The organism is Ruegeria profundi (assembly GCF_001507545.1).
GTDB lineage: Bacteria > Pseudomonadota > Alphaproteobacteria > Rhodobacterales > Rhodobacteraceae > Ruegeria > Ruegeria profundi.
This window is the reverse complement of record NZ_LQBP01000003.1, coordinates 1-22,925: the sequence shown is the minus strand read 5'-3', so window position 1 is coordinate 22,925 and position 22,925 is coordinate 1. Positions and strand designations below refer to the sequence as shown.

Annotated in this window: 19 protein-coding genes and 2 pseudogenes; 17 read left to right on the top strand and 4 right to left on the bottom strand. The window is 55.1% G+C overall.

Annotated elements, in window-relative coordinates; genetic code table 11:
- The first annotated feature begins 1 nt into the window (after position 1).
- The 7 genes from AVO44_RS06090 (at position 2) to AVO44_RS06060 (ending at position 8,419) form a co-directional block, all read left to right on the top strand.
- Entirely contained in the window at positions 2-3,835 is a 3,834-nt protein-coding gene (locus AVO44_RS06090) for a non-ribosomal peptide synthetase (RefSeq protein ID WP_082677415.1), read from the top strand.
- A gap of 277 nt (positions 3,836-4,112) precedes the next feature.
- A complete protein-coding gene (locus AVO44_RS06085; RefSeq protein ID WP_068334118.1) occupies positions 4,113-4,571 on the top strand; it encodes a hypothetical protein in 459 nt (152 codons plus the stop codon).
- Positions 4,564-5,232, top strand: coding sequence for an ABC transporter ATP-binding protein (locus AVO44_RS06080; protein ID WP_068334115.1), 669 nt, complete (start codon positions 4,564-4,566; stop codon positions 5,230-5,232). The genes AVO44_RS06085 and AVO44_RS06080 overlap by 8 nt, the downstream gene beginning before the upstream one ends.
- Positions 5,229-6,398, top strand: coding sequence for an ABC transporter permease (locus AVO44_RS06075; protein ID WP_068334113.1), 1,170 nt, complete (start codon positions 5,229-5,231; stop codon positions 6,396-6,398). Before AVO44_RS06080 ends, AVO44_RS06075 begins: the two co-directional genes overlap by 4 nt.
- Before the next feature lie 13 nt (positions 6,399-6,411).
- A complete protein-coding gene (locus tag AVO44_RS06070; RefSeq protein WP_068334111.1) occupies positions 6,412-7,182 on the top strand; it encodes a DUF4198 domain-containing protein in 771 nt (256 codons plus the stop codon).
- Positions 7,167-7,514 carry a hypothetical protein gene (locus tag AVO44_RS06065; RefSeq protein ID WP_169794836.1) on the top strand — a complete coding sequence of 116 codons (348 nt, stop codon included), beginning with the start codon at positions 7,167-7,169 and terminating at the stop codon, positions 7,512-7,514. Before AVO44_RS06070 ends, AVO44_RS06065 begins: the two co-directional genes overlap by 16 nt.
- A gap of 2 nt (positions 7,515-7,516) precedes the next feature.
- Positions 7,517-8,419, top strand: coding sequence for a metal ABC transporter substrate-binding protein (locus AVO44_RS06060; RefSeq protein WP_068334106.1), 903 nt, complete (start codon positions 7,517-7,519; stop codon positions 8,417-8,419).
- 98 nt (positions 8,420-8,517) lie between these two features.
- On the opposite strand, the gene AVO44_RS06055 is transcribed toward AVO44_RS06060, so the two are convergent.
- Positions 8,518-9,447: a response regulator gene (locus tag AVO44_RS06055; protein ID WP_068334103.1), complete on the bottom strand. Its 930-nt coding sequence runs from the start codon at positions 9,445-9,447 to the stop codon at positions 8,518-8,520.
- A gap of 552 nt (positions 9,448-9,999) precedes the next feature.
- Here AVO44_RS06055 and AVO44_RS06050 point away from each other — a divergent pair.
- On the top strand, positions 10,000-10,740 hold the full coding sequence (locus AVO44_RS06050; RefSeq protein WP_082677413.1) for an acyl-homoserine-lactone synthase: 741 nt from the start codon (positions 10,000-10,002) through the stop codon (positions 10,738-10,740).
- Between the two features lie 768 nt (positions 10,741-11,508).
- Here the strand turns inward: AVO44_RS06050 and AVO44_RS06045 are convergent.
- Positions 11,509-12,492: a calcium/sodium antiporter gene (locus tag AVO44_RS06045; RefSeq protein WP_068334102.1), complete on the bottom strand. Its 984-nt coding sequence runs from the start codon at positions 12,490-12,492 to the stop codon at positions 11,509-11,511.
- Positions 12,493-12,880: 388 nt separating this feature from the next.
- Between AVO44_RS06045 and AVO44_RS06040 the strand changes: the two genes are divergently transcribed.
- From AVO44_RS06040 to AVO44_RS21550, 6 genes and pseudogenes are all read left to right on the top strand, one after another.
- Positions 12,881-13,096, top strand: coding sequence for a helix-turn-helix domain-containing protein (locus AVO44_RS06040; RefSeq protein ID WP_068334101.1), 216 nt, complete (start codon positions 12,881-12,883; stop codon positions 13,094-13,096).
- Positions 13,093-13,986 (top strand): cation transporting ATPase C-terminal domain-containing protein, encoded by an 894-nt coding sequence (locus AVO44_RS06035; RefSeq protein ID WP_068334100.1) that lies wholly within the window; start codon positions 13,093-13,095, stop codon positions 13,984-13,986. The genes AVO44_RS06040 and AVO44_RS06035 overlap by 4 nt, the downstream gene beginning before the upstream one ends.
- Positions 13,987-13,999: 13 nt before the next feature.
- Positions 14,000-15,019, top strand: a complete 1,020-nt coding sequence (gene adhP / locus AVO44_RS06030) for an alcohol dehydrogenase AdhP (protein ID WP_068334098.1) — start codon at positions 14,000-14,002, stop codon at positions 15,017-15,019.
- Between the two features lie 29 nt (positions 15,020-15,048).
- Positions 15,049-16,776 (top strand): cation:proton antiporter, encoded by a 1,728-nt coding sequence (locus AVO44_RS06025; RefSeq protein ID WP_068335240.1) that lies wholly within the window; start codon positions 15,049-15,051, stop codon positions 16,774-16,776.
- Positions 16,773-17,150 (top strand): annotated as a pseudogene (locus AVO44_RS21795) (universal stress protein); the annotation flags it as partial. The gene AVO44_RS06025 and the pseudogene AVO44_RS21795, both read left to right, overlap by 4 nt.
- 70 nt (positions 17,151-17,220) lie before the next feature.
- Positions 17,221-17,736, top strand: coding sequence for a universal stress protein (locus tag AVO44_RS21550; RefSeq protein ID WP_233421938.1), 516 nt, complete (start codon positions 17,221-17,223; stop codon positions 17,734-17,736).
- 89 nt (positions 17,737-17,825) lie between these two features.
- On the opposite strand, the gene AVO44_RS06015 is transcribed toward AVO44_RS21550, so the two are convergent.
- Positions 17,826-18,599 carry an FkbM family methyltransferase gene (locus AVO44_RS06015; protein ID WP_068334096.1) on the bottom strand — a complete coding sequence of 258 codons (774 nt, stop codon included), beginning with the start codon at positions 18,597-18,599 and terminating at the stop codon, positions 17,826-17,828.
- 89 nt (positions 18,600-18,688) lie between these two features.
- On the bottom strand, positions 18,689-19,717 hold the full coding sequence (locus tag AVO44_RS06010; RefSeq protein WP_068334092.1) for a GlxA family transcriptional regulator: 1,029 nt from the start codon (positions 19,715-19,717) through the stop codon (positions 18,689-18,691).
- 143 nt (positions 19,718-19,860) lie between these two features.
- On the opposite strand from AVO44_RS06010, the gene AVO44_RS06005 reads away from it, so the two are divergent.
- From AVO44_RS06005 to AVO44_RS21545, 3 genes and pseudogenes are all read left to right on the top strand, one after another.
- Positions 19,861-21,255, top strand: a complete 1,395-nt coding sequence (locus AVO44_RS06005) for an FAD-binding oxidoreductase (protein WP_068334086.1) — start codon at positions 19,861-19,863, stop codon at positions 21,253-21,255.
- A gap of 800 nt (positions 21,256-22,055) precedes the next feature.
- Positions 22,056-22,547 (top strand): Lrp/AsnC family transcriptional regulator, encoded by a 492-nt coding sequence (locus AVO44_RS06000; RefSeq protein ID WP_068335238.1) that lies wholly within the window; start codon positions 22,056-22,058, stop codon positions 22,545-22,547.
- Between the two features lie 160 nt (positions 22,548-22,707).
- Positions 22,708-22,925 (top strand): annotated as a pseudogene (locus AVO44_RS21545) (glycine cleavage system protein T); the annotation flags it as partial.

Here is a 22,925-nt window from a genome sequence, read left to right as displayed (position 1 = left end):
CATGGGGTATCCTCAGGGTATAGCTGATATTCTTCCACTGTCCTCGGCTCAGAAAGGAATGCTTTTCCACGTTGAGGGCGAGACGCAGTCTCGTGGGCAATACGTGGCTATTGTCAGTTGCACATTGCATGGCCCGCTAAACCCACAGCGCCTAAGAACCGCGATGGAGTCACTGGTCGCCTCAAATGACGCGCTGCGCGCTGGTTTCGTGTGGAAGGGTGTGAAGCAACCCGTTCAAGTTGTTCAGGAAAAGGTACACGTACCGTGGACCGAACTGGACTGGACCGGGCATTCAGATATTGAGCACAAGGCCGACGACCTTCTTCAGCGTGAACAACTGCGCCAGTTTGATCTGAAAAAGCCCCCATTGATGGCGGTCACTCTGATCAAAACATCACAGGACACGTGGCGGTTTGTTTGGACGATTCACCATCTGATAAGTGATGGATGGTCAACGCGCGTTGCGTTTCAAGAAATTTTCGCGCGTTACAACGGTGAAAACCCAGACGATGCGAGTATTCCAAGCTTCAAAACCTATCTTGCCTGGCTAAAGAAAAAGCGCCCGCTTACGGATATTGCGTTCTGGACAGATTATCTTGCAGGTCTCGACGAGCCCTGTTTGCTGCCCGAGCCGAAGGCACTCGGTCAGGCCACGACGCAGGTTTCACATTCAGAGTCTTTGGGCCAGGACCTGATGGAACAGGTTGAAGCCGTCGCAGCCAGTTTAAAAATCACGCCTAATACTGTTCTGTCAGCAGCTTGGGCCTTGGTCTTGCGCAGGCAGCGACAGCAAAATGATGTGGTATTCGGGACGACAACGGCAGGACGACCAGCGGAGATTCCGAATATCTCAGACACAATCGGCGCGTTTGTCAGCACGTTACCCGTTCGGTTAAAAATCGATCCTTCTCAGCCCGTTGACGTGTTTTTAAAAAATCATGCTCGCACCGAAATGGAACGGCTTAAACACGAATACGCCGCGCTGGCAGACGTTCAGAACTGCTCCCCGTTTCCAAAGGGTACGCCCCTTTTTGACACCCTTTTTGTAAACGAAGGCGTACAACCAACAGACAGCACATTTGGTGAGATACAGGTCAAGGACCTTAAAACTGCGCAGTTCAGCAACTATCCGCTGTCGCTTTTGGTGACGCCGAACAGGACACTTGGGGTCGAAGTCATTTACGACCCGGCGCGAGTGAATGCCGAAACAGCTCGGTCCTGTATTGCGGTCTACAAGCAGGTCTTGTCCGCCATCACTGCTGACCCGTCGCAGCCGATCAACGACGTCATGAAAAACCGAGCAAGATCAGTTCAGGTATCACCCGCTCCCAAGGCTGAAACAGTCGTCCAACGGTTCTTGCACTGCGCCAAAGCTGCGCCGGGTGCAGCAGCGATAACCGACGCCGAACAAACGCTGTCTTACTCCGATCTTGCCGCGCGCGCGCGTCAAATCGCTTTTTTGCTGCGAGAGGCCGGTATCCAACCAAGTGACATCGTTCCAATTGCACTGCCACGTGGGGCCGATGCAATTGCAGCCTTTCTGGGTGTTATGATGTCCGGCGCTGCCTACGTTCCATTGGATCTGGATTACCCGCAAGCCCGCCTTTCGCAGATCATGGATACCGTCAAACCTCGCCTTGTGATTTCGGCGCAGGCGTCACGCTCAAGCCTGCCAGAAACGTCTGCAAAGCTTGTTCTGCTTGAAGCGCTCGGCAAGGCAATTCCCCTGACCGAAGTTACACTCGGCCCGCGCGCCTACGTTATGTTTACGTCAGGGTCGGAGAACAAACCCAAAGGCGTCGCAATCTCTCAGGCAGCGTTGGCAGTATCCACAGCAGCACGGGATAAGGTCTATGGTACGGCGCCAGAGGTATATCTTCTGTTGTCCTCGCTCGCTTTCGACAGCTCGGTTGCCGGAATCTACTGGACGCTTTGCACTGGCGGGCATTTGGTGATTGCGTCAAAGAACGCCGAACAGCGACCCGCCGCATTAGGTGAGTTGATTTCGCGTCATGGTGTAACGCACACACTGTGCCTGCCCGGTCTCGCGCAAGCAATGCTATCCTCTGTACCACCGCAGGATCTGCAAAGTCTCAAGGTTCTCATTGCAGCTGGAGAAGCCCTCTACCCCGCCTTGTCACGCGACTTGCAACGGGTACTGCCCAACTGCACTCTGGTAAATGAATATGGTCCCACAGAAGGCACGGTCTGGTGCACGTCATTTGATGCAACATCATTCGACGGTGATCAGTTCGTGCCAATCGGCAAAGCCATTCCGGGAACCTGGGTCGGTATCTTCGACAGTGATGGTGTCCCCGCGGATCCTGGCGTGGTGGGTGAAATAGTCGTTGCGGGCAAGACGATAGCGGATGGCTATCTGTGCGATTCCGAGCAAACGAAAGACCGGTTCTTTGAAATTGGACCAGAGCGCATACGCGCCTACAGAACGGGCGATCTTGGCACGGCTGACGTATCAGGCTGCATCACGTTTCTGGGCCGCAAGGACAAACAGATCAAAATACGCGGGCATCGCGTTGAGTTGTCGGAAATTGAAGCTACAGCGCAGGTTGTGTCAAATGATCGGCGGGTTGCCGCCCTTGCGTTGGACGACACTGGCGCCAAAACAATCGCTTTGGCCGTGGAATGCCCCGCCAATGACCCTGTGTGCAACGCTGTGGCGCGCCATATCGAAGCAAGTCTGCCGGACCCGCTTCACCCGAGATTGGTGGTCGGAATAGAAAAGTTTCCCGTGCTTCCGAATGGAAAGCTGGATCAAAACACCCTGAAGTCCATGATCTTACAGCAATCCCGTACTCAGACCGGAGACGCGCCAAGAGATACCCTTGAAGAACAGATAGCGGCCCTTTTCTCGGAAACGCTCAAGACCACGTGCAAAACCCGAGATGCCAATTTCTTTGACCTTGGGGGCGACAGCCTGTCCACCATTGCGGCCTATACATTGGGTCAAGATCAAGGAATACAGTTCGAGCCCATAGATCTTTTCAGCTACCCCACCGTCGCAGAACTGGCCAAGCGCGTAACGGCACGCCGCGCGGGCGACGTATTCCTGGGCAACGATAGCACCGTACAGATTTCCAACCCGGGTCCGGGAAAAACCACGGTGGTGATTGCGCATTGCTCTGTTCAGTTCAGCCGGTATATGGCGCGCAGCCTTGGCCCGGATCATTCTGTTGTGCATATTCCCAGCCATCGCACAAAGGGCACCCCCGTTCCATTTGGCAGGTCCTTTAACGACCTTGCAGCCGAGGCAATCGCGCATATGGAACAGGCTGGAAATTCAGGCCCTTTCGTCCTTTGCGGGTATTCAGCCGGGTGCCCTATGGTCTTAGAAATGGCAAGACAATTGGGTCAGCAGAACATACTCGGCCTAATCCTGCTGGACCCACCTTTCAAGATGATAGGCGCGGAACCAGCGTTGCAGCCTTTATATTTTCGTACGTACAAGCGATGGAGATACATCATTAAAGGTTGGAAACAGCGGTTCAGATCAAAACGAACCGTACCGGAAATCAAGTGCGCCATTGCGGAACGCCCCGACGCCGAAGAGTTACGCATCAGAGGCGTAGAAATCGCGCATGAGCTTGCGGTAAGAGCGTTTCGTGTCCCTCGGCTGGATAAACCTGCGCATATTTTCTTGTCACAGGGCAATCCATCGCTGGCCGCTGGTGATGCTTTGGACACGCACCTAACTGACAAGCACTTCTACAAGCTGGACATGAAACATGATGAATTGATGACGCGATCGGATGTCTTTTCCAAGATCGCATCGGTATTGTCAGAATGCACAGGCCTTGGCAGCCATCCTAAAACGTGATGCAGGACCAGAGGCATATCGCGCTGCCCTGCAAACAGCGCGGTTCTTATTGCTTCTGCGTTGGGTTCTGCACAGAATTGAACCAAGGGTTGATCCAAAACGCGTTTTGCTCCGTACATCTGTTAAGTTGGGACCGAAGCTAGTGCGCCAAGAAATAGTGTTAGCCATTGTATTTTTTCTGGGCGTCAGCATCGTTGCTGGCGTGCACCTCTCATCATCAGATGGGTTAAGCCGCACGGACGGGGTTGAGGCGTACTCGGTCCCTGGAAAACCGCGAATGACTGTTCCCGTAGCGATCAAACTATCCGACGAGCTGACACCCGCCCTGTTGGCTGTCGTGTACGAAGCGTTCGGAAAGACACAGGAAGATGAAATCTACGACACGCTCGCGCAAGTGTCCGACGGCGCCGCGCTTGAGTATCTGTATCTGGATAGGGTTGGCGCAATGGCTGGTGGCGGCTTGCACGAAGCCGACCAGACGCTTCACGAAATAAAGATGTTGGACAGCATCGTCACAACCGAAGGTTCAACGCTGACGATTGATGCGACATGGCAGGTGATTGGAACTGTGGGCCATGAAGAACATCTTCACGTGCGGGGCAATACGTACAGTGCCGATCTTTCGATTTCTCCGATCGATGGTGCCTGGCGGATAACCGACTTTGCGCTGCGTGAGGTCATCCGGGACATGGCAGGCGAAATGTTCGAAGTTTCCGAAGAGTCACACGATGATTAGCGTCGAAAACGTCTCGTTCGAATATGGAGAAGGCGGGTTTCGGTTGCATATCCCGCACTTGTCGCTGCGAGAACGGGAACGTCTTGCCATTGTCGGGCCAAGTGGAAGCGGAAAAACAACCCTTCTAAATCTGATTGCCGGTATCCTCTTGCCAAAGAGCGGGCGGATAGACATCGACGGAACGGATGTAACCGGGTTGTCAGACGCCGAACGCCGGCAGTTCCGGGCAAGTCACATAGGATTTGTTTTCCAGGACTTTGCGTTGCTTGATTACCTGTCGGCGCGGCAGAACATCCTGTATCCCTACCGGATTACGCCAGCGCTAAAGCTGGATGCCGACGCCCGCAGCCGTGCCGAAGCCTTGGCCGATGCCTGCGGAATAGGCGACAAGCTTGACAGGCACCCCGCTGCATTGAGCCAGGGTGAACAGCAGCGGGTCGCTATCTGCCGTGCGCTGGTTACGCAGCCCAAGCTTATCTTGTCCGATGAGGCGACCGGAAACCTCGACCCCGAAAGCAAAGGGCGTATCCTGGACTTGCTGTTCCAGCAAGCCGCAGATGTCGGCGCGACCGTGCTGGCCGTGACGCATGACCACGAGCTTTTACCGCGTTTCGAGCGTGTAATAGACTTCGCGCAGTATCGCGAGGTGGCGGCAGCATGAATGCGCTATACCTTGCTTATGCCTATCTACGCTTTCACTGGGCGCGCAGCCTCGTGCTTGTCGTCGTCGCAGCGCTTATCCTGTTCGTGCCCGTCGCAACACAGATTTTGTTGTCGACGAGCCAGACCGCTCTGGTCGCGCGCGGAGAAACAACGCCTCTGCTTCTGGGTAGCCGTGGGTCGCAGTTGGATTTGACGATGGCGGCGCTCTACTTTTCCGACGAACGCCCTGCCCCAATTGCAATGCAAGAGGTGGAGACGCTTTGGGACAGCGGTTTGGCGATACCGATTCCCGTGCATACCGCATTTTCATCGGGGGGCTTCAGGATCGTCGGCACGACGCTGGATTATTTTGATTTCCGAGACCTTGATTTCTCAGAGGGGCGCGGTCTGTCGCTGCTAGGCGATGCGGTGATTGGCGCGGATGTCGCTCAGCAGCTTGGTAAGCGCGTTGGTGATAGCCTTGTTTCGTCGCCGGAAAACCTGTTCGACCTTGACGGAGTCTACCCATTGGAGATGCCCATTGTCGGCGTCCTTGCCCCCACGAACACGCCGGACGATCAGGCGATTTTCGTTGATATAAAAACGGCTTGGGTGATCCAAGGGATCGGGCACGGGCATGAGGATGTCGTGACCGCAGCGGACATTGCAACGGGAACTGACGCGCTTGCCAATGCTGCCGTTGTGCAATTCCAGCGCATCACCCCCGAGAATATCGAAAGTTTCCACTTTCACGGGTCACAGAACAGCTTTCCTGCCACAGCGGTGATCGTTGTGCCAAACGACCAAAGGTCAGGCACAATTCTAAGGGGTCGCTATCTGGACAGCGAAAACCCAAGCCAGTTGATCGAACCGGCGGGTGTCATCCAGGGGCTGGTTGACCGTATCTTTCGGATCAAATCACTTTTGGATGGCGTGACAGCCATTATTGCGATTGCAGCGATTGCCGCCGTTGGGCTTGCGGTCTTTCTAAGTTACCGGCTGCGTGCGCGCGAAATCGCGACTGCAGTGAAACTGGGCGCCAGGCGCGGCATGGTCTTGCGCCTGCTGGCGGCAGAGACAGTCACCCTGCTGTTTCTTTCAGGGTGTATCGCGGCAGTTGGCGCCGCATTGATTTCACGAAATGCCGAGACTTGGGTGGGCTGGCTGCTCTCGCTCGGTGCATGAGAAAGGGAGAACTATGAAACGACATATTGTTTTCGCAGCATTGGCGGGCACTGTCGCGGTCACTCCGGCGCTGGCGCATTATGGTATGATTATTCCAAATGACCCGATGATCAGCCAGGAAGACGGACGCAGCCTGTCCCTGACCATGTCCTTTTCACACCCGTTCGAAATGGATGGGATGATGCTTGAAAAGCCCGAGGCGTTTACCGTGACCCATGAAGGCGCAACCACGGACCTGCTGGGTGATCTGCAGGACGCTACTGTCATGGATGATCAGGGCTATACGCTCGATTTCCCGCTGGAACGCCCCGGCACCTATATCTTTGCGATGGAGCCCAAGCCCTATTGGGAACCGGCAGAGGACGCGTTCATCATCCATTACACCAAGACCTATGTGACGGCCTATGGCGATGACGAAGGTTGGGATACCGAGCTTGGCCTTAAGACCGAGATCGTCCCCCTTTCGAAACCGTTTGGCTTGTGGGAACACAACGTGTTTCAGGGGATCGTCAAAATGGATGGGGAACCCGTACCCTATGCCGAGGTTGAAGTAGAGTTCTTCAACGACGGTGCCAGCGCGACCGCTCCCGATGAGTTGATGATCACCCAAACGGTCAAGGCAGACGCGGATGGTGTGTTCACCTATGCTGCACCGTCTGACGGATGGTGGGGTTTCGCGGCGCTGAATACGGCGGACTATACCTTGCCTCAGGATGGTGAGGAAAAGGCTGTTGAACTGGGTGCTGTCATCTGGGTTCACTTTGAAGAGTGGACGGGACAGTGATCCGGGCCGTTGGTCTGGCGACGCTATTGGCCGCTGCTCCTTTGGCAGCAGCGGCTCATAGCCTTGTTGTGTTCGCCTCGGTCGATTGTGACGCAGTGACCGTCGAGGCCAAGTTCTCGAACGGAAAAGTCGCGCAGAAAGGTGAGGTGCGCGTGCTGGACGGGGAAAACTCCCTGCTTACAACGCTGCAACTTGAAAGCGATGGCACGGTCCATATTCCCCTGTCCAGCGTGGACCATTCCCAAGGCTTGGTGATCGAGGTCGATACAGGTGGTCACGACAATTATTGGATCGTGACACCCGAAGACATCGCGCGCAAATGCGGGAGCTGACGATGCAGCGATTGTTCAAGCGTACTGTTTTTACCACCTTGGGGCTTTTTCTGGCGACCGTTGCCGTAGCACAGGATCGGCCCAAAGTGGTCACGGTAAACTATCCGCTTCAGTATTTTGCGGAACGTCTTTTGGGCGACGCTGGAGATGTTGAGTTTCCGGTCCCGGACGATGTCGATCCGTCTTTCTGGCGCCCTTCCATTGCCGATATCAGCATGATCCAATCGGCGGACCTGATCCTTTTGAATGGTGCCAGCTTTGCGACTTGGGTCGACCGCGTGACCCTTCCGCGTTCCCGGTTGGTCAACACGTCTGCCGCAATTGAGGATCAGTTCATCGTCACCGAAAGCATAACCCACAGCCACGGCGACGGGGGCGAGCATTCGCATGAGGGAGTTGCATCTTACCTCTGGCTCGATCCGACACTGGCAATTGCCCAAGCTGAGGCTATCGCAGACGCGATCACAGCGCGCGAGCTTGCATCGGCAGATGACGTCGCAATTCGCCTTGAGGAATTGCGCGCCGATCTGGAAGCAATGGACCAAACGGCCCAAAGCGCATTCTCAGACACTCGGGACGTTGCACTGATCGCAACGCACCCCCGGTATCAGTACCTTGCGCGTCGCTATGGCCTTTCGATTACTTCGCTGGAATGGGATGCCGGTGCAGCCCCGACCCCCGAACAATTGGCCGAACTGAGTTCAATTGCAGAGCGGACAGGTGCGCAGGTTCTGATTTGGGAAGCAGAGCCTCCGGCAACCGCCATCGAAGCCTTGCGCGGCCTTGGTATGGAAAGCGTCATTTTCCCGACGCTCGCCCACAAGCCGTCTGCCGGGACATATTTGGATACCTACCAAAAAGCTGTGTCTGATCTTTCACAAGCCAGTCTTGGGGCGAATAACTGACCGAATTGTTCGCGCATCAACAGGATTCTGAAGGCTGGTATTCTCCCATGTCTATTGGGAGAGACCTAACCTCATAATGATTGCGGATATACGGCCAGTCAGCCGAACTGAGCGGCTTGGTTGCCCCGCAGTTCGGCAAGCTCCACAGCTTTGTCGATTAAAAACAACGCTTCCATTTTTGTCTTGGCTTCCAGGGGAATTTCTTCGCCCACCTGGAACACCAATGGGCTGCCCAGCATGACACCATCCGCAATCTCTGGCCCCTGCTTCAGCAGACGTTCCGCGTGCGCACTGTCTTGCTGGTCGAAGACAAACAGAAAGACACCATTTCCCCAATATGTCGCCACCTTGCGCCCTTCCTTGGTGGCTCGAAGAAGCGCGGCACCAGCTGACGCCATGGACTCCCGGAACTCGCTTGTGGAACTGGGCTTGTAGATTTCCTCGACGTTGGTGACCCTGACAGCCAGAATCTTTGCGGCTGCGGAATGCATGGTGGCAACCTGAACCACGTAGTTTTCGAACTCGGCCAGCCCTATGCATCCCGGCAAGCCACCAAAATATTGCGGGTCGCTGATGCGGACGTCCGGGTATACCTCTGAGTCCTGCCACGCGTCTTCATCGGCCTGCAAAACCTCGATTGCAGCTCTCCGCTCTGCTGCCATCCGGTAGGCATCTGAAAGGCGCTGTTTAAGATCGGAGAATTCGAATGGCTTTGTGACGTAATCCGTAGCACCTGCTTCGAAAGCTTCGTCAATATACTGCTTCTGAACCATGGCGGTGACCATGATGATGGGCGTGTAAGTATAGCCAGGAAGCTTGCGCGCTTCCTCACACAGCGTGATCCCGTTCATTTTGGGCATCTGTACGTCCAAAAGCAAACAGTCGAACACCTCTGACGGGTCAGACAGGATATCAAGCGCGTCCCGACCACTGCGGGCGGTAACGACGTCTTTGTAACCGAATGCAGCAAGTACGCTGGTCAACAACTCCAGGATGCTAGGGTCGTCGTCTACGGCAAGTATACGCATATCTTTTCACCAACCTTTTGCACCGAACCAACCGCTGGGCGTCGCAGACTGTGAGCAGCGACTGGCCCGGGTGCATGAAAATCTCAGGACTATGTCAGAATGGCGAGGAAAGGCGGCAAAAGGTTGACCCAAGATGGGCCTCGTTATGTCTGTGCATCATTTTTTTGTTTGCACAATGTTTTGACAGAAATCGTGTGGATCGGATTGGAGGTTCATAGGCCGAAGGACTAGAATCGCGCTCAGTCTCAGGCCGTGGCACAAAACGTTTTGAATTGTTTCCCAAGGCCACGCCCTTGCAGGTAAAGGGATGGTAGCCCGAAAATATAACTTAATCCAAACAACATCTTGCCAGGCGAACCGCAAGGCGGAGACCCCTTTTGGGCGTTCTTAAAAGAGGGGAACATTTGAAACGATCTACAGGAACAAGCGACGTCTCTATCAAAGGGATGTCAATTAGACACACTTGTTCGATAAATCCACAAAGTACTTGATTAGGTTGTAGACCAGCCAGTTCAAATCTTGTCATAAGTGTGCCGAAATTATGAGAAAAGTATGGACCGACCACTCAGGTACCAGCAGGCATACCAATCGCCGGAAACCTTTCCGGACCTGAGTCCTGCCAACGACTCTGTGACTGCGCCGAAGGCTTTGGCGCAGCGCAAACATCGTGCGCCCCAACGTGCCCTTTCAACGCCTCGCAGCAAACTTGGCAACATACGCGCGACAGCGATGAGCTTTCGCAATATCCACGAACATGGCACATTGCTTACTAAATACCTTGAGACACGAAAATCCATTTTTATCGACAGATTGAATTGGCAGATTTGCGAAGCTGATGGAATGGAGTTCGACCAGTACGATACCCCAGCCTGCCAATGGATCATTCTTCATGAATTCGGCGAAGTCTTTGGCGGTGTGCGGTTGCTTCCCAGCACGGCGCAATGTGGAGTATACTCCTATATGCTGAGGGATGCGCAAAGGGGCATCCTAGAAGGAATGCCCACCGATATCCTGTTTTTTGAAGCCCCCGTAAAACCAACCGTGTGGGAGGCGTCCCGGTTTTTTGTAACAGACAGCGTATCGGCCTCTCGCAGGCTCTTGGTTCAGCGTGAACTTTTTCACCAAATGACAGTTGCCGCAAAACGCGGTGGAGCCAAAAGCATCTTGGGAATTGTCCCTGCTGTCTGGGCGCGGTGGTCCAGACGACTGGGCGTTTACGCCACGCCTGTTGGTGCCAAATTCTCGATAGACGGCACCGCAAGCCAGTCGGTTTTGTTCAACATTGAAAACTAGCGGCAGGATTCTGCGCTGGACCCTGACATCAACTGCCTGTGCATTTTGTTACAATATGACACCCATCCATCTGCAGAAGGGGTCGGTGATTCTGTCCGATGATCGCAAAAGCTAAACTTCAGAAGTAGGTCGCAGAAACCCTGCATTTGCCTGAAAAGCCTTACAGGAGACAGGATTCGGAACAGGATAAGAGTGGATACGGCACTTTGGCTGATGCCTTTCAACGCGTTATCAGCCATTACCACACGCGAACGTCGCGTCCTTAGGTGCCGAGACACGTGTTAGAACATGATCTAGTTTTGATCAGTGTTAGACCATATAAACACTTGATTACGTGGGGTAATGTAGGCGGTGTGACGTACCGTTTAACCCCCTCAGTCAAGTCATAAAGACAAGAAAACTCTAAAATTAAGCCACACCACCCGAGTGTCAGGATGACATTGCGGCAAAATTGTGTCCAATTCTTAATGTGATTCATTGTTTCCAAATTAGAAATTATCTGTTTCAGTTGCAGTCAGACCACAGGAGTCCCTTTATTCAAGCGGGTTCATTGAAGAAAGAAGCGTTTTTTCGCTACCCCCTCCCGAGAGGGGCTGGTTGCCCCCTCATCCAGTCCCTCTCGACTTCCATTAAAATGAATCAGGTTGAAACACCCGGTAGCCCTGGTTTGGCTGCCGAAAAAGACGCGCTGAAATAAGCTTGTCTTCCAGCGCTGGGGATCGGAACTAACGCGCAAAGATGACACGGAGCCAAGCTGCCTACGCTTGATCACGGCCAGAGCACGTAGACATACGCGACGTACCCAGTAAGCAACAGCGCGCCTTCCCACCGTGCAATGCGCAAACCGGTCCAGGCAAAGCCGACCAGTACCAACGACACGCCAATCATGACAAGGTTGTCAAAACTGACGATTTCAACCGGGACCGCTCCCGGCGCGATCAGCGCAGTAAAGCCGCCTATTCCAAGGATATTGTAGATATTTGAACCGACGATATTGCCAAAGGCGACGTCGCCCTGTTTGCGCAATCCAGCCACGACAGATGTGACAAGTTCCGGCATCGAGGTGCCGACCGCAACTATGGTTAGGCCAATCACCGTTTCGGAAATACCCAGGCCACGTGCCAATGAGACAGCACCCTCAACTAGGAATTTACCGCCGAATACGACCAGAACCAATCCAGCAGTCGCAATCAGGGCCGAGACAAGAAGCGACGACTGCGGTGGTGCGGGTGGTGCGAGCGCGGGGTCAGCCTCTTGCAAGGCGATGCTTTTTTCGTAGACCGCCCCGTGATCTGGCGAGGGGCTGGCACGTTCCTGTCGGAAGGCAACAAAGATGTACCCGGCCAACGTTAGGACAAAGATCGCACCAACGGCGCGACCCATCGGCATCACAGCAGCGATAGCGGCAAAAGCAAGAACGGCAGCCAACATCACGAACCCGTCCCGCCTGAGCGCAGACGATGCCACGGCAATTGGACACAGAAGCGCGGCAACGCCAGCGATCAAAAGGGTATTGGCAATGTTTGATCCAACGATATTGCCATAGGCGATACCTGGCGCATCCGACAGCGCCGCCTGTACCGAGGTTACAAGCTCGGGCGTAGAGGTGCCAAACCCCACCAACGTCAACCCAATAACCAAGGGTGAGACACCCATCCCGGTTGCTACTTGCACGGAACCACGAACAAGGAACTCACCGCCAACGATCAACAGGATGAGACCGCCGAGCAGCGGCAACCAAGTGTCAAACACAATAAGGTCCTCACATCTTACGTTTAGGACGAACAAAAGCGAGGGTTGAATTCAGGCCGATGTCTATCCTCCATTACCTTGGGGGAAAGCCGGCCACCGAAGATCGCCCTGCCGAAAACAAAAGCCGAGGTACAGTAGCCAGTCAACAGCGGGATGCGGCCCTGCTGTTTTTGAACCTCTGCCTCGGGAACAGACGGATCTGCCTCTTTCCCGATTGGCGACGGTGAAACGTGGTGGACCGAAGAGAGGACTAGATTAGCTTTTCTCAAAAAAACCGAACATATCTGATGATTATTCAACGCTTTTGAACTGTTCTGAGATGTCTTGAAGCTGTAACATATTATTTGAATATGTATAGTAAACTCACCCACGCAACGGGAGAGTGCGCATGCTCAGCAAGCCGTTTCTAACAACTCATGAGATCGCCGAGCTTTTGAAGGTTCGCGAACAAACGGTTCGCGGCTGGATTCACCAGCAAGAGCTGCGCGCAGTAAAACTCGGCCGGGAATTCCGGGTGGCCGTCAAGGACCTTGAGGCGTTCGTCAACGAACACGCGACGCGTGAGCCAAGCTGGCAGAGCGACCCAGAGTCAAATCGGTCATGACAGTGCAACATGCGAAGATTTCGGCGACAAAGCAAACACTGACGTTTGACGACGTCGACAGCGATCTTGTTTTGCTTGACCTTTTGGGTCTGATCGACCCGCCCCGCGATGAAGCGGTTGCGGCAGTGGCCGAGTGTCGTGCCGCCGGTATCCGCGTCAAGATGATCACCGGCAATCACGCGGGAACAGCCTCAGCCATTGCCCGGGAATTGGGGCTGGAGAATGCGCAAGAGGTCCTGACAGGTACGCAGATCGACGGGCCTGAACCGCATGAGCTGGTAGATGCCGCCGAGATCGTGCTGGCAGGCGATAACTTTGCCACCATCGCCGAAGCTGTTCGTGCAGGTCGGACCGTTTATGACAACCTCAAAAAAGCCATCGTTTTTCTTCTGCCAGTGAACGGAGGAGAGGCGCTGGCCCTGATCCTTGCGCTGTTGCTGGGCCTGACGCTTCCAATCACGCCAGTGCAAATTCTTTGGGTTAACATGGTCAGCTCGGTCGTGCTTGCCATGGCACTGGCGTTTGAGGGGCCGGAGCCTGACATCATGCGCCGCCCCCCGCTCCGCGCGGATGAGCCCATACTGTCTCGCCTTGTCTTGTGGCGGGTCGGGTTTGTCGCACTGCTGTTCTGCGCCGGGATCTTCGGAATGTTCACTTTCGCACAGGCTCAGGGGGCAAATCTGGAAGAAGCGCGCACCATCGCTGTCAACACGTTGGTAGTCATGGAAATCTTCTATCTGTTCTCGGTGCGGTTTCTCAACACGACGTCCCGGTCGCTGCGCGCCGTTCTAAGCACGCGGCCCGTGCTGCTTGTTATTCTCGAGTTGGAGAAAAGGGTGCTGCGGCGTGTACCGACACGCTCATCCACCAATCACTCTGCCTTTACCTGAAAGGAGTTCATTCATGTCCACGATGAAAGCCGCCGTTGTGACGGATTTTTCGCAGCCGCTAACGCTTAAGGAAGTCCGAAAACCAACGGTCAAAGACGGCAAGATTCTTGTGAAGATCGAGGCTTGCGGTGTATGCCATACCGATCTGCACGCGGCCCGGGGCGACTGGCCCGTCAAGCCTGAACCGCCCTTCATTCCGGGCCACGAGGGCGTTGGCATCGTGGCCGAGGTCGGACGCAGCGTGACTTCGGTAAAGGAAGGCGACCGTGTTGGTGTTCCGTGGCTGCACCATGCCTGCGGGCACTGCACCGCCTGCGTGACGGGTTGGGAGACGCTGTGCCGCACTGAACCGCAGTACACCGGCTACACGGTCAATGGCGGGTTTGCCGAATATGTCGAGGCCGACCCGACTTATGTCGGACACCTGCCTGACAATCTGGATTTTGCGCCCGCTGCCCCGATCCTCTGCGCCGGTGTGACGGTCTATAAAGGGCTGAAAGAATGCGACCTGCGGCCGGGCCAGACGGTAGTGATCTCTGGTATCGGAGGTTTGGGTCACCTGGCGGTCCAGTATGCGCGGGCATTGGGTCTGCATGTCATCGCCGTTGACGTTGCCGAAGACAAACTTGCGTTGGCGCGCGATCTGGGTGCCGGTGCCGCAATAAACGCGACAACACAGGATCCGGTGGATGAAGTGGCTCGGCTCGGCGGAGCCGAAGGGGTTTTGGTCACTGCCGTTTCAAACACCGCGTTCAGTCAGGGTGTAGGTATGTTAGCACCCGGCGGCACGATGAGCTTGGTCGGCCTGCCCCCGGGCGACTTCCCGCTGAACATCTTCGACGTGGTGTTGAACCGAAAGACGATCCGCGGCTCAATCGTTGGTACGCGCGCCGATCTTGCAGAAAGCTTGTCCTTCGCGGCCGAAGGGAAAGTAGCCTCGCACTATGCCACTGACGCGCTCGACAACATCAACGGCATCTTCGAACAGATGGAGAAAGGACGGATCGACGGTCGCATCGTGATGACGATGTGACCCGAAAAAACCGGCCTGACGCACGAGATATGATCACAGCAATCGAGGGTTACATATTCTACGAAATCGCGGCGCTTCTTGTGCTGGCGGCGGGTGTCGGTTTTGTCGGGCTGATGTTGCGTCAACCGCTGATTGTCAGCTTTATCGCCGTGGGAATTCTTGCAGGTCCCTCAGTCCTGAACATAGCGCATTCCGACGAGCAGATTGACCTTCTTGCCGAACTTGGCATCGCGCTGCTGCTTTTTCTTGTGGGGCTCAAGCTGGATTTCAACCTGGTTCGGACGTTGGGTCCGGTTGCGCTTGTTACCGGCCTTGGGCAGGTGATCTTCACAACCGTTTTCGGTTTCCTGATCGCACTTGCCCTTGGATTGGACGCCCGTACAGCGATCTACGTCGCGATTGCACTAACGTTCTCTTCAACGATCATCATCGTGAAATTGTTGTCCGACAAGCGTGAGATCGATGCGTTGCACGGGCGGATCGCACTCGGATTTCTGATTGTGCAGGACATTGTGGTAGTGGTCGCCATGATCGCCCTGTCAGCCATTGGCGTGGGCGGTGCCGCGGCAGAAGGCGATAATGCGGTGACCGAGGTCTTGCGGGTGCTGGGCTATGGCGCGGCGATGCTGGTTTTCGTGGTGATCTTCATCCGCTTTGTGGCCGACCCACTGGTAGAACGCCTGTCGCGCGCGCCAGAGCTTTTGGTCTCATTCGCCATCGGTTGGGCTGCGCTTCTGGCAGCGGTCGGGCATTACCTGGGGTTCGGCAAGGAACTCGGCGGGTTGCTCGCCGGTGTTTCGCTTGCGTCGACGCCCTTCCGCGAGGCGATCGCCGCGAGACTGGCCTCTTTGCGCGATTTCCTGTTGCTTTTCTTTTTCATTGCGTTGGGTGCTTCGCTCGACCTCTCGGTTCTGGGGGCCAGCATCGGCCCGGCCATCGTGCTGTCGCTGTTTGTGCTGATCGGCAATCCCCTGATCGTTCTCGTGATCATGGGGGCTATGGGCTATCGCAAACGCACCGGCTTTCTCGCCGGGCTGACCGTGGCGCAGATCAGCGAGTTTTCCCTGATCTTCATGGCGATGGGTGTTTCGATCGGGCACGTGGCTGAAAACGCCCTTGGGCTTGTCACCCTTGTGGGTCTCGTGACCATCGCCGCATCGACCTATATGATCACATATTCCCATCAGCTTTACAGCTGGTTTGAACCGGTATTGGGCTTCGCCGAGCGCCGCCGCCCAAGGGCCGAGGATGACGGCAATTCCGATGCAGCCCGCGCTTATGAGATCATTCTATTTGGCCTTGGCCGCTATGGCTTGGGCATCGCATCGGAACTGCGCGATGGCGGCAAGCGCGTCCTTGGCGTCGACTTCAGCCCTGAAGCGGTACGCCATGCCCGGTCACAGGGGTATGATGTTGTCTTTGGCGATGCGACCGACCCTGAGTTTCTGGCCCACCTGCCCCTTGCGCGGGCAGAGTGGCTGGTTATGGCCGTGCCGGAACACGACACCGGACTAACGCACGACGATCCGCGCTATGCTCTCCTCAGGGTCGTGCGCGATCTTGGCTTTGATGGAAAAATTGCGGTCGCGGCGCAACTGGACGCAACCGCGGATAAGTTGAAAGGTAAACACGCTGATCTGGTTCTGATGCCCTATCGCGACGCATCATTCGCCGCGGCCCGGATGATTGCGGGTGATGCAAAAGCGCCCGAGCACGTTGTCGCGGACCCGGACGGTCAGAAGGAACTGCCAGCATGATTACGAGCACCTTAAAACCCAAAAAAATTCTGGCAGTAGCGGACACGAGCGAGACGCAGGCTGCCTTGCAGAGCGCGATAACCCTTGCCGATACGCATGGCGCGTCGGTTGAGGTTATCGCCTGTATTGAGGCTCCGCATGATTTGTCGATCCTCTCGCGCCTTTCGGGCGCAGACCCCGACAAGCTGATGGAAAAAGCCGTGGAAACAACGCGCCAAAAGGTCAGCACCAGGTTGGCGGCGATTGCACATGACCGACAGATCAATCTGCGTGTGTCAGTCGGCAAAACCTATCTTGAGGTCATCAGAGACGTTGCCAAGTCACATTGCGATTTCGTTGTCAAAAAGGCGGAACCCCTGGTCGGCATGGAACGTTTTATGTTTGCAAGCACCGACCAGCACTTGCTGCGTAAATGCCCCTGCCCTGTTTGGCTTCAGACATCGGATGCAAGACAAAACCCTAAACGTATTGTGGCCGCAGTCGATCTTGATACCCGAGACGCTTGCAGCGCTGAACCGGCGGGTTGTCGATGCCGCGTGCATGATTGCAAACACACCCGACGCCGAGGTCACCGTTCTTCACGCCTGCAATGCGATTGGCGAAAGCATGATCTGGGCATTCTCCAGCGGCAGCGACTCTCGGATGTCAGCGGATCGCTGTGTCAACGAAATTCTGAATGCACGGCAACAGGCGATGGATCGATTCCTTGATCAAACTCGCGCCGAGATCGGCCCGCGGCCCCGTCTGGTTCCGCGCCTTTCAAAAGGAAGCCCGGAAATTGTCTTGCACGAACAGAGCCACAAAGTTGGTGCCGATGTCGTTGTGCTGGGCACAGTGGCACGTACCGGGTTGAGCGGTGTTTTTATCGGCAATACGGCTGAGGACATCATCAACAGCCTTGAATGCCCGGTCCTTGCGGTGAAACCCGATGGCTTTGTAAGCCCCCTGTTGCGCGGCTGATACCCTGCTCATCCATGCAATGCGCACATTCCGCGCAGGGATTTCTTGACTAAACGAATACGGTGCGCGGTGAGCTGTAACAACAAAGGTTAGAAACGCCCATCGCACCGCCGCGCATAAACGTCGCCCGAATTCACGGAGAGCGGCAAGTTATCGACCCTTGTGCGCATTGTGTCGGGGCTTACCCAATCCGGGTATTGCAGCGCGTGTTCCTCGCCCACGCTAAAATTGTATTCGTAGCGCCCAAGCGATGACAGCCTGTCGATGCAGTCATGCGCCCCTGCGCGGTAGATCGTCGTGACCTCGAAAGACAGAAGTGGAATTGCCTTGGAAAGCCCTCGAAGAACAGCTGGCTCATGGCCTTCAACGTCGATTTTCACAAAGTCCGGCTGGCCGTATTCATCGATGAGGGCGTCAAGCGTCGTGACGGGGACCTTGATACTGACATCCCACACCTGATCCTCCCAACCGGGCGCGCCAGAGGCCGCCTTTACAAAATCTGACGTGGCTGTCGCGACCGTCGGGTTTGAAGGATTTACCAACAGGTCCAGATGGTCGGTCTGATCACCAACCGCACAGGGAAGCAACGTCGCCCTGGGGCATCGACCATAGATCCGTCGCAAGGCGCGGAAAATAAGCGGTTGAGGCTCCAGAGCCACAACCTCGGCCCCCAGACGCAGAAAACTGCCTGTGCGGTCGCCGACATGGGCTCCGATGTCAAAGACAGTGGCACCACGCCCCACAAAGGCGGCATTCAACTTGTCCATACGCGCGGTACGTTTGCGATCCCGATAGTAGATATCAAAGGACCGTCGCAAACCTTGCATCGCAAGCTGCTCTTGAGTGTTGATACCAACCACCATCGCCTCGCCGTCCCTTGAATATTGTTTCGTTGAATCAGGTACTCATTCGCATTCTGCTGAAACCTGTCATACGCTAGAAGAACATGTTGCTAATTTCCCTTCGCAATCTGCGAGATACGCTGAAATTTCTTCCTGTATGCCGCAGGAGACAAGCCGGTGCCCCGTTTAAAAATGCGCCGAAACGACGCCGGATCGTCATAGCCAACGGCAGAGCCCACATCGCCACTGGAAAGCTGATCCGTCTCAAGCATTTGTTTGGCCTCTTCAATCCGCAGCGCCTGAACATATTCAATCGGAGTAAATCCGGTCGCCGCCCGAAACCTGCGAGAGAAAGTACGTGATTTCAGTCCCGACCGCTCAATCATTTTCTCGACCGGTTTAACCGTTGAGTAATTATCGGCAATCCAAAGCTGGCACTCCGAAATCGACCTGTCAGTGCACTCCATGGGGCGCGTCATCACTGAATATGGCGACTGACCTTCGGAATGGCCGCTGATCAGAAAAACCTTGGCCGTCTCAATAGCCGTTCTATACCCGCAAAACCGCGCAATAAGATAAACGGTCAGGTCATGCCACGCGCTGACACCGCCAGCCGTTACAATCCGATCGGATTCCGCTGCAAGGCACAAAACCGACGCATTGCGAAACGTGATTTTTGGAAAGTGCCGTTGGAACATATCGCGATAGGCCCAATGCGCAGTGGCAGCGTGGCCGTCTAGTATCCCGGATTCCGCCAATAGCAATGCACCCGAACAGACGGACGTTATCAAAGCGCCTGACGCGTGCATGCGCTCAAGCCATTCAACCTCGCGCGGATAGCGCCCTTTTGGCACGTCGTAGATCGACGTGTACATATCGCATACTACAATCGCATCCAGCGTGCTTACGTCGTGAATAGCCGCATGAGGTTCGACCGGGATGTTGCCGATGCAGTGAAAAGGTTTGCCATCTGCAGAAACGATCCGAACATCCAGCAGCTCATCGCCCGGCACGCCGTTTACCATATCAGGATACACTGCGCCCACAGAGAGCAGCACATCGTAAAGACCGTACAGAACTGACGCAGAGGTTTCAGGCGCGGCAAGGAGTGCGATGCTAGGTTTTCGATGGGAAGACATGAACTCTCCTGTCCTATTCGGCACGCTTTTGGCGATTATCCCATAACTACCTGTCCAGTATGCCACCTACCTGGCAAAATCGCCACTGACCCAGAGCGCTTCGGCGGCATAGTCTTAGGAAACCTGCAGATAGGAGTTGAGACATGGACAGTTTACATTTGAACCATGAAGACGACATCCACGGCATCGCGGGAAAGGTCATTCGACCCGGACACCAGGGATACGACAGTGCCCGCGCAGTCTGGAACGCGATGATAGACAGGCGCCCCGGTGTGATCGTGCAGTGTCAGAACACCGAAGATGTGATCTCTGCGGTCAATCACGCGCGGGCTAAGGATTTGCCGATTTCGATCCGGGGTGGTGGGCACAATGTTGCGGGCCATGCTGTCTGTGACGATGGCGTCATGATTGACCTGAGCGGGATGCGTGGCGTTACCGTTGATCCCGAAACACGCATAGCCAGTGTGGAAGGCGGTGCACTTTGGCGGGATGTGGATGTCGCCAGCCAGGCGCATGGGTTGGCCACGCCCGGTGGCCTGATATCGGATACAGGGGTCGCGGGGCTTACACTTTCCGGCGGCATTGGGTGGTTGCGGGCAAAACACGGTCTGTCGATCGATAATCTGGTCGCTGCAAACGTAGTGACTGCCGATGGCAGTTTGGTCCGGGCAAGTGCGGAGGAAAACTCCGATTTGTTGTGGGCGCTCAAAGGTGGCGGAGGCAACTTTGGCGTCGTCACACAGTTTGAGTTCGCTTTGCATCCTATTGGCCCCGAGGTGATGTTTGCCGCACCGGTTTATGCCGTTGACGACGGCCCTGCCCCAATTCGCGCCTGGCGTGATTTAATGAAAAAACACGGTGATCTGGTCGGATCACTCTGCGAATTCTCCACCGCCGGAGGCGAGGATTTCCCGCAAGAGATGTGGGGAAAAAAAGTCTATACCTTAGCTTGTGTCTACAACGGTGATGCCGCTGACGGAGAAACCCTGCTGCAGCCATTGCGCGAGTTGGACAACATGGTGGTCGATTTCTCGGGGCGTATGACTTATTGCGACTTGCAACAAATCTTTGACACGCTGATGCCTGCGGGCGAATTCCGGTGCTATTGGAAGGCCCGTTATCTATCCGATCTGTCCGACGAGATGATTGATCTGGCAATGAATAATGCGCTGACGGCCCCATCCGACGCTTCAATCTCGTCCCTATGGAACTTTGGTGGCGCAACGACAAATGTCGCAGCCGACGCCACAGCATTCGGTGACCGGTCTATGGGATGGATGTATTCGCTCGACAGCGTTTGGTCAGACCCGAAGGACGATGCCAGCAATATTGCGTGGTCACGCGACGGATGGGATGCGGCTGCGCCTTTTGGGCACAAGGGACGGGCCTACCTAAATTTTCCGGGGCACGGTGAAGACGGCGATGCCCTAACCCGCGCCTCGTTTGGCGAAAACTTCGCGCGATTGGTTGAGATAAAGACCAAGTATGATCCGCAAAACCGGTTCTGTTTCAACCAGAATATTCGCCCTCAGTCTTAATACAACCTTGCCGCTTTCGACAATTTGGCGGCGGCAAGGTTAAGTTGACACCCTCGCATTTCTTTCAACTTTCAATGCGTTGCACGACCACTTTCAGCTTGAAAAACGGGCTTATATCTTGGGCTTGTGTCACGAGATGATGATCCGAACATCACACTATTCTTCCTATTATAGGTGGATTTTGCCACATCAATAGCAGCACATGCGCCGCAACGATGGCACAGAAGAGGCCGCGCAGCATGGCGTTCCCGGTCCTGCGCGCGATATCTTCGATCAGGAACCTGTGTTTCAAAGGCGCACCCGCGCATTTCAATTCGGTCGCTGGGCGGGTAAATATCCCCGTCCCCCGTTATTCCGTGAAACGACTGGCTGCTTTCAAGGTCTTTGCAGCGTATTCAGGCCCGGCATGAAGTGCGCCAAAGGTAAACATAAGCATTGCCATCTGATCAACCAAGCCGACCCTCCGCAAATCTTGCCCCCCGCCCCCGCGTCGGGATCAGAACAAACAGCTTCACCCGCTTTACACACTCAGTATGCTCGCCAAGCGGTGTACTCAGTGGCTGGTTTTTCGAACAAGACCCCTTCGAGTTCTTACTTTCGATGCGGATCTCTCGGGTTCAAATAAGTTTTCAGCTTGTTGCACGGCAATCGTTACAGATCGTGAGTGCCTTTCGATTGTACTGAAGGTGCCTGAGGGACGACTTGTTGCGCAATGCGCAAAAACTAGACTGGAACTATCCAATACAGCCATGCAAATGTCAGCGAATACAGCCCAACGACATGATGGAATATCTGACTGGATGAAGAAACCTGGCCTTGATGCAACCGATATCCGCATACTCAGCGCGGTCCAGAGACATGGTCAGCTCAGCAAAAGCCGTCTGGCCGAGATCGTAAATTTGTCGCCGACGCCTTGCTGGGCACGTCTGACCAAACTGAAAGAAGCTGGGCTTATCCTGGGATATCACGCCGACATCGCGCTGGACCGGGTTGTCGACTTTACGTTGGTAATTGTCACGATCTCGCTCACACATCACCGCAAGGCTGATTTCGACCGTTTCGAAAACATGATCAAAGGCAGGGACGAGATCACGCATTGCATCGCCACAGGCGGTGGCATGGACTATGTGATGCACGTATTCACCCCTAGTCTTTCCGCCTTTCAAAACCTGATGGACACCCTGCTGACCGCCGATATCGGTATCGATCGTTACATGACCTACATCGCGACCCGTAGAATAAAATCGCAACCGCCCGATGTCGCTAAACTGGTCAAACAAGGCACGAAATGACGTAGCGCGCCCAAACTGGCCGTGGCGGGGTCGAATTCGGTCCGTCCGGTCTGTCCGAGGCTTTTTATCAGTCCGCTTTCAGTCTGCGTGTACGGGTAATCCCGCACCCAGTTAAAGTGGTCTGCTGCTGAAGGGGCTACCGGTGCAATGGGTGAATGACATGATGCAATCAGGCGATTTCGGTTTCGGTACACAGATCCGCAAATCCCCTTATTTTGACGCGCCCGTCCGCTGGGGCGCCAAGGGGTTCTCGGTTAACAACCACATGTAAATCCCGCGCTACCTGTCGAAGATGGCGATTGGCCAGTGCAAATACATCCTGATCACCAATGCCGAAGGCGGCATCCTGAACGATCCGATCCTGCTGCGCCTTGCGGA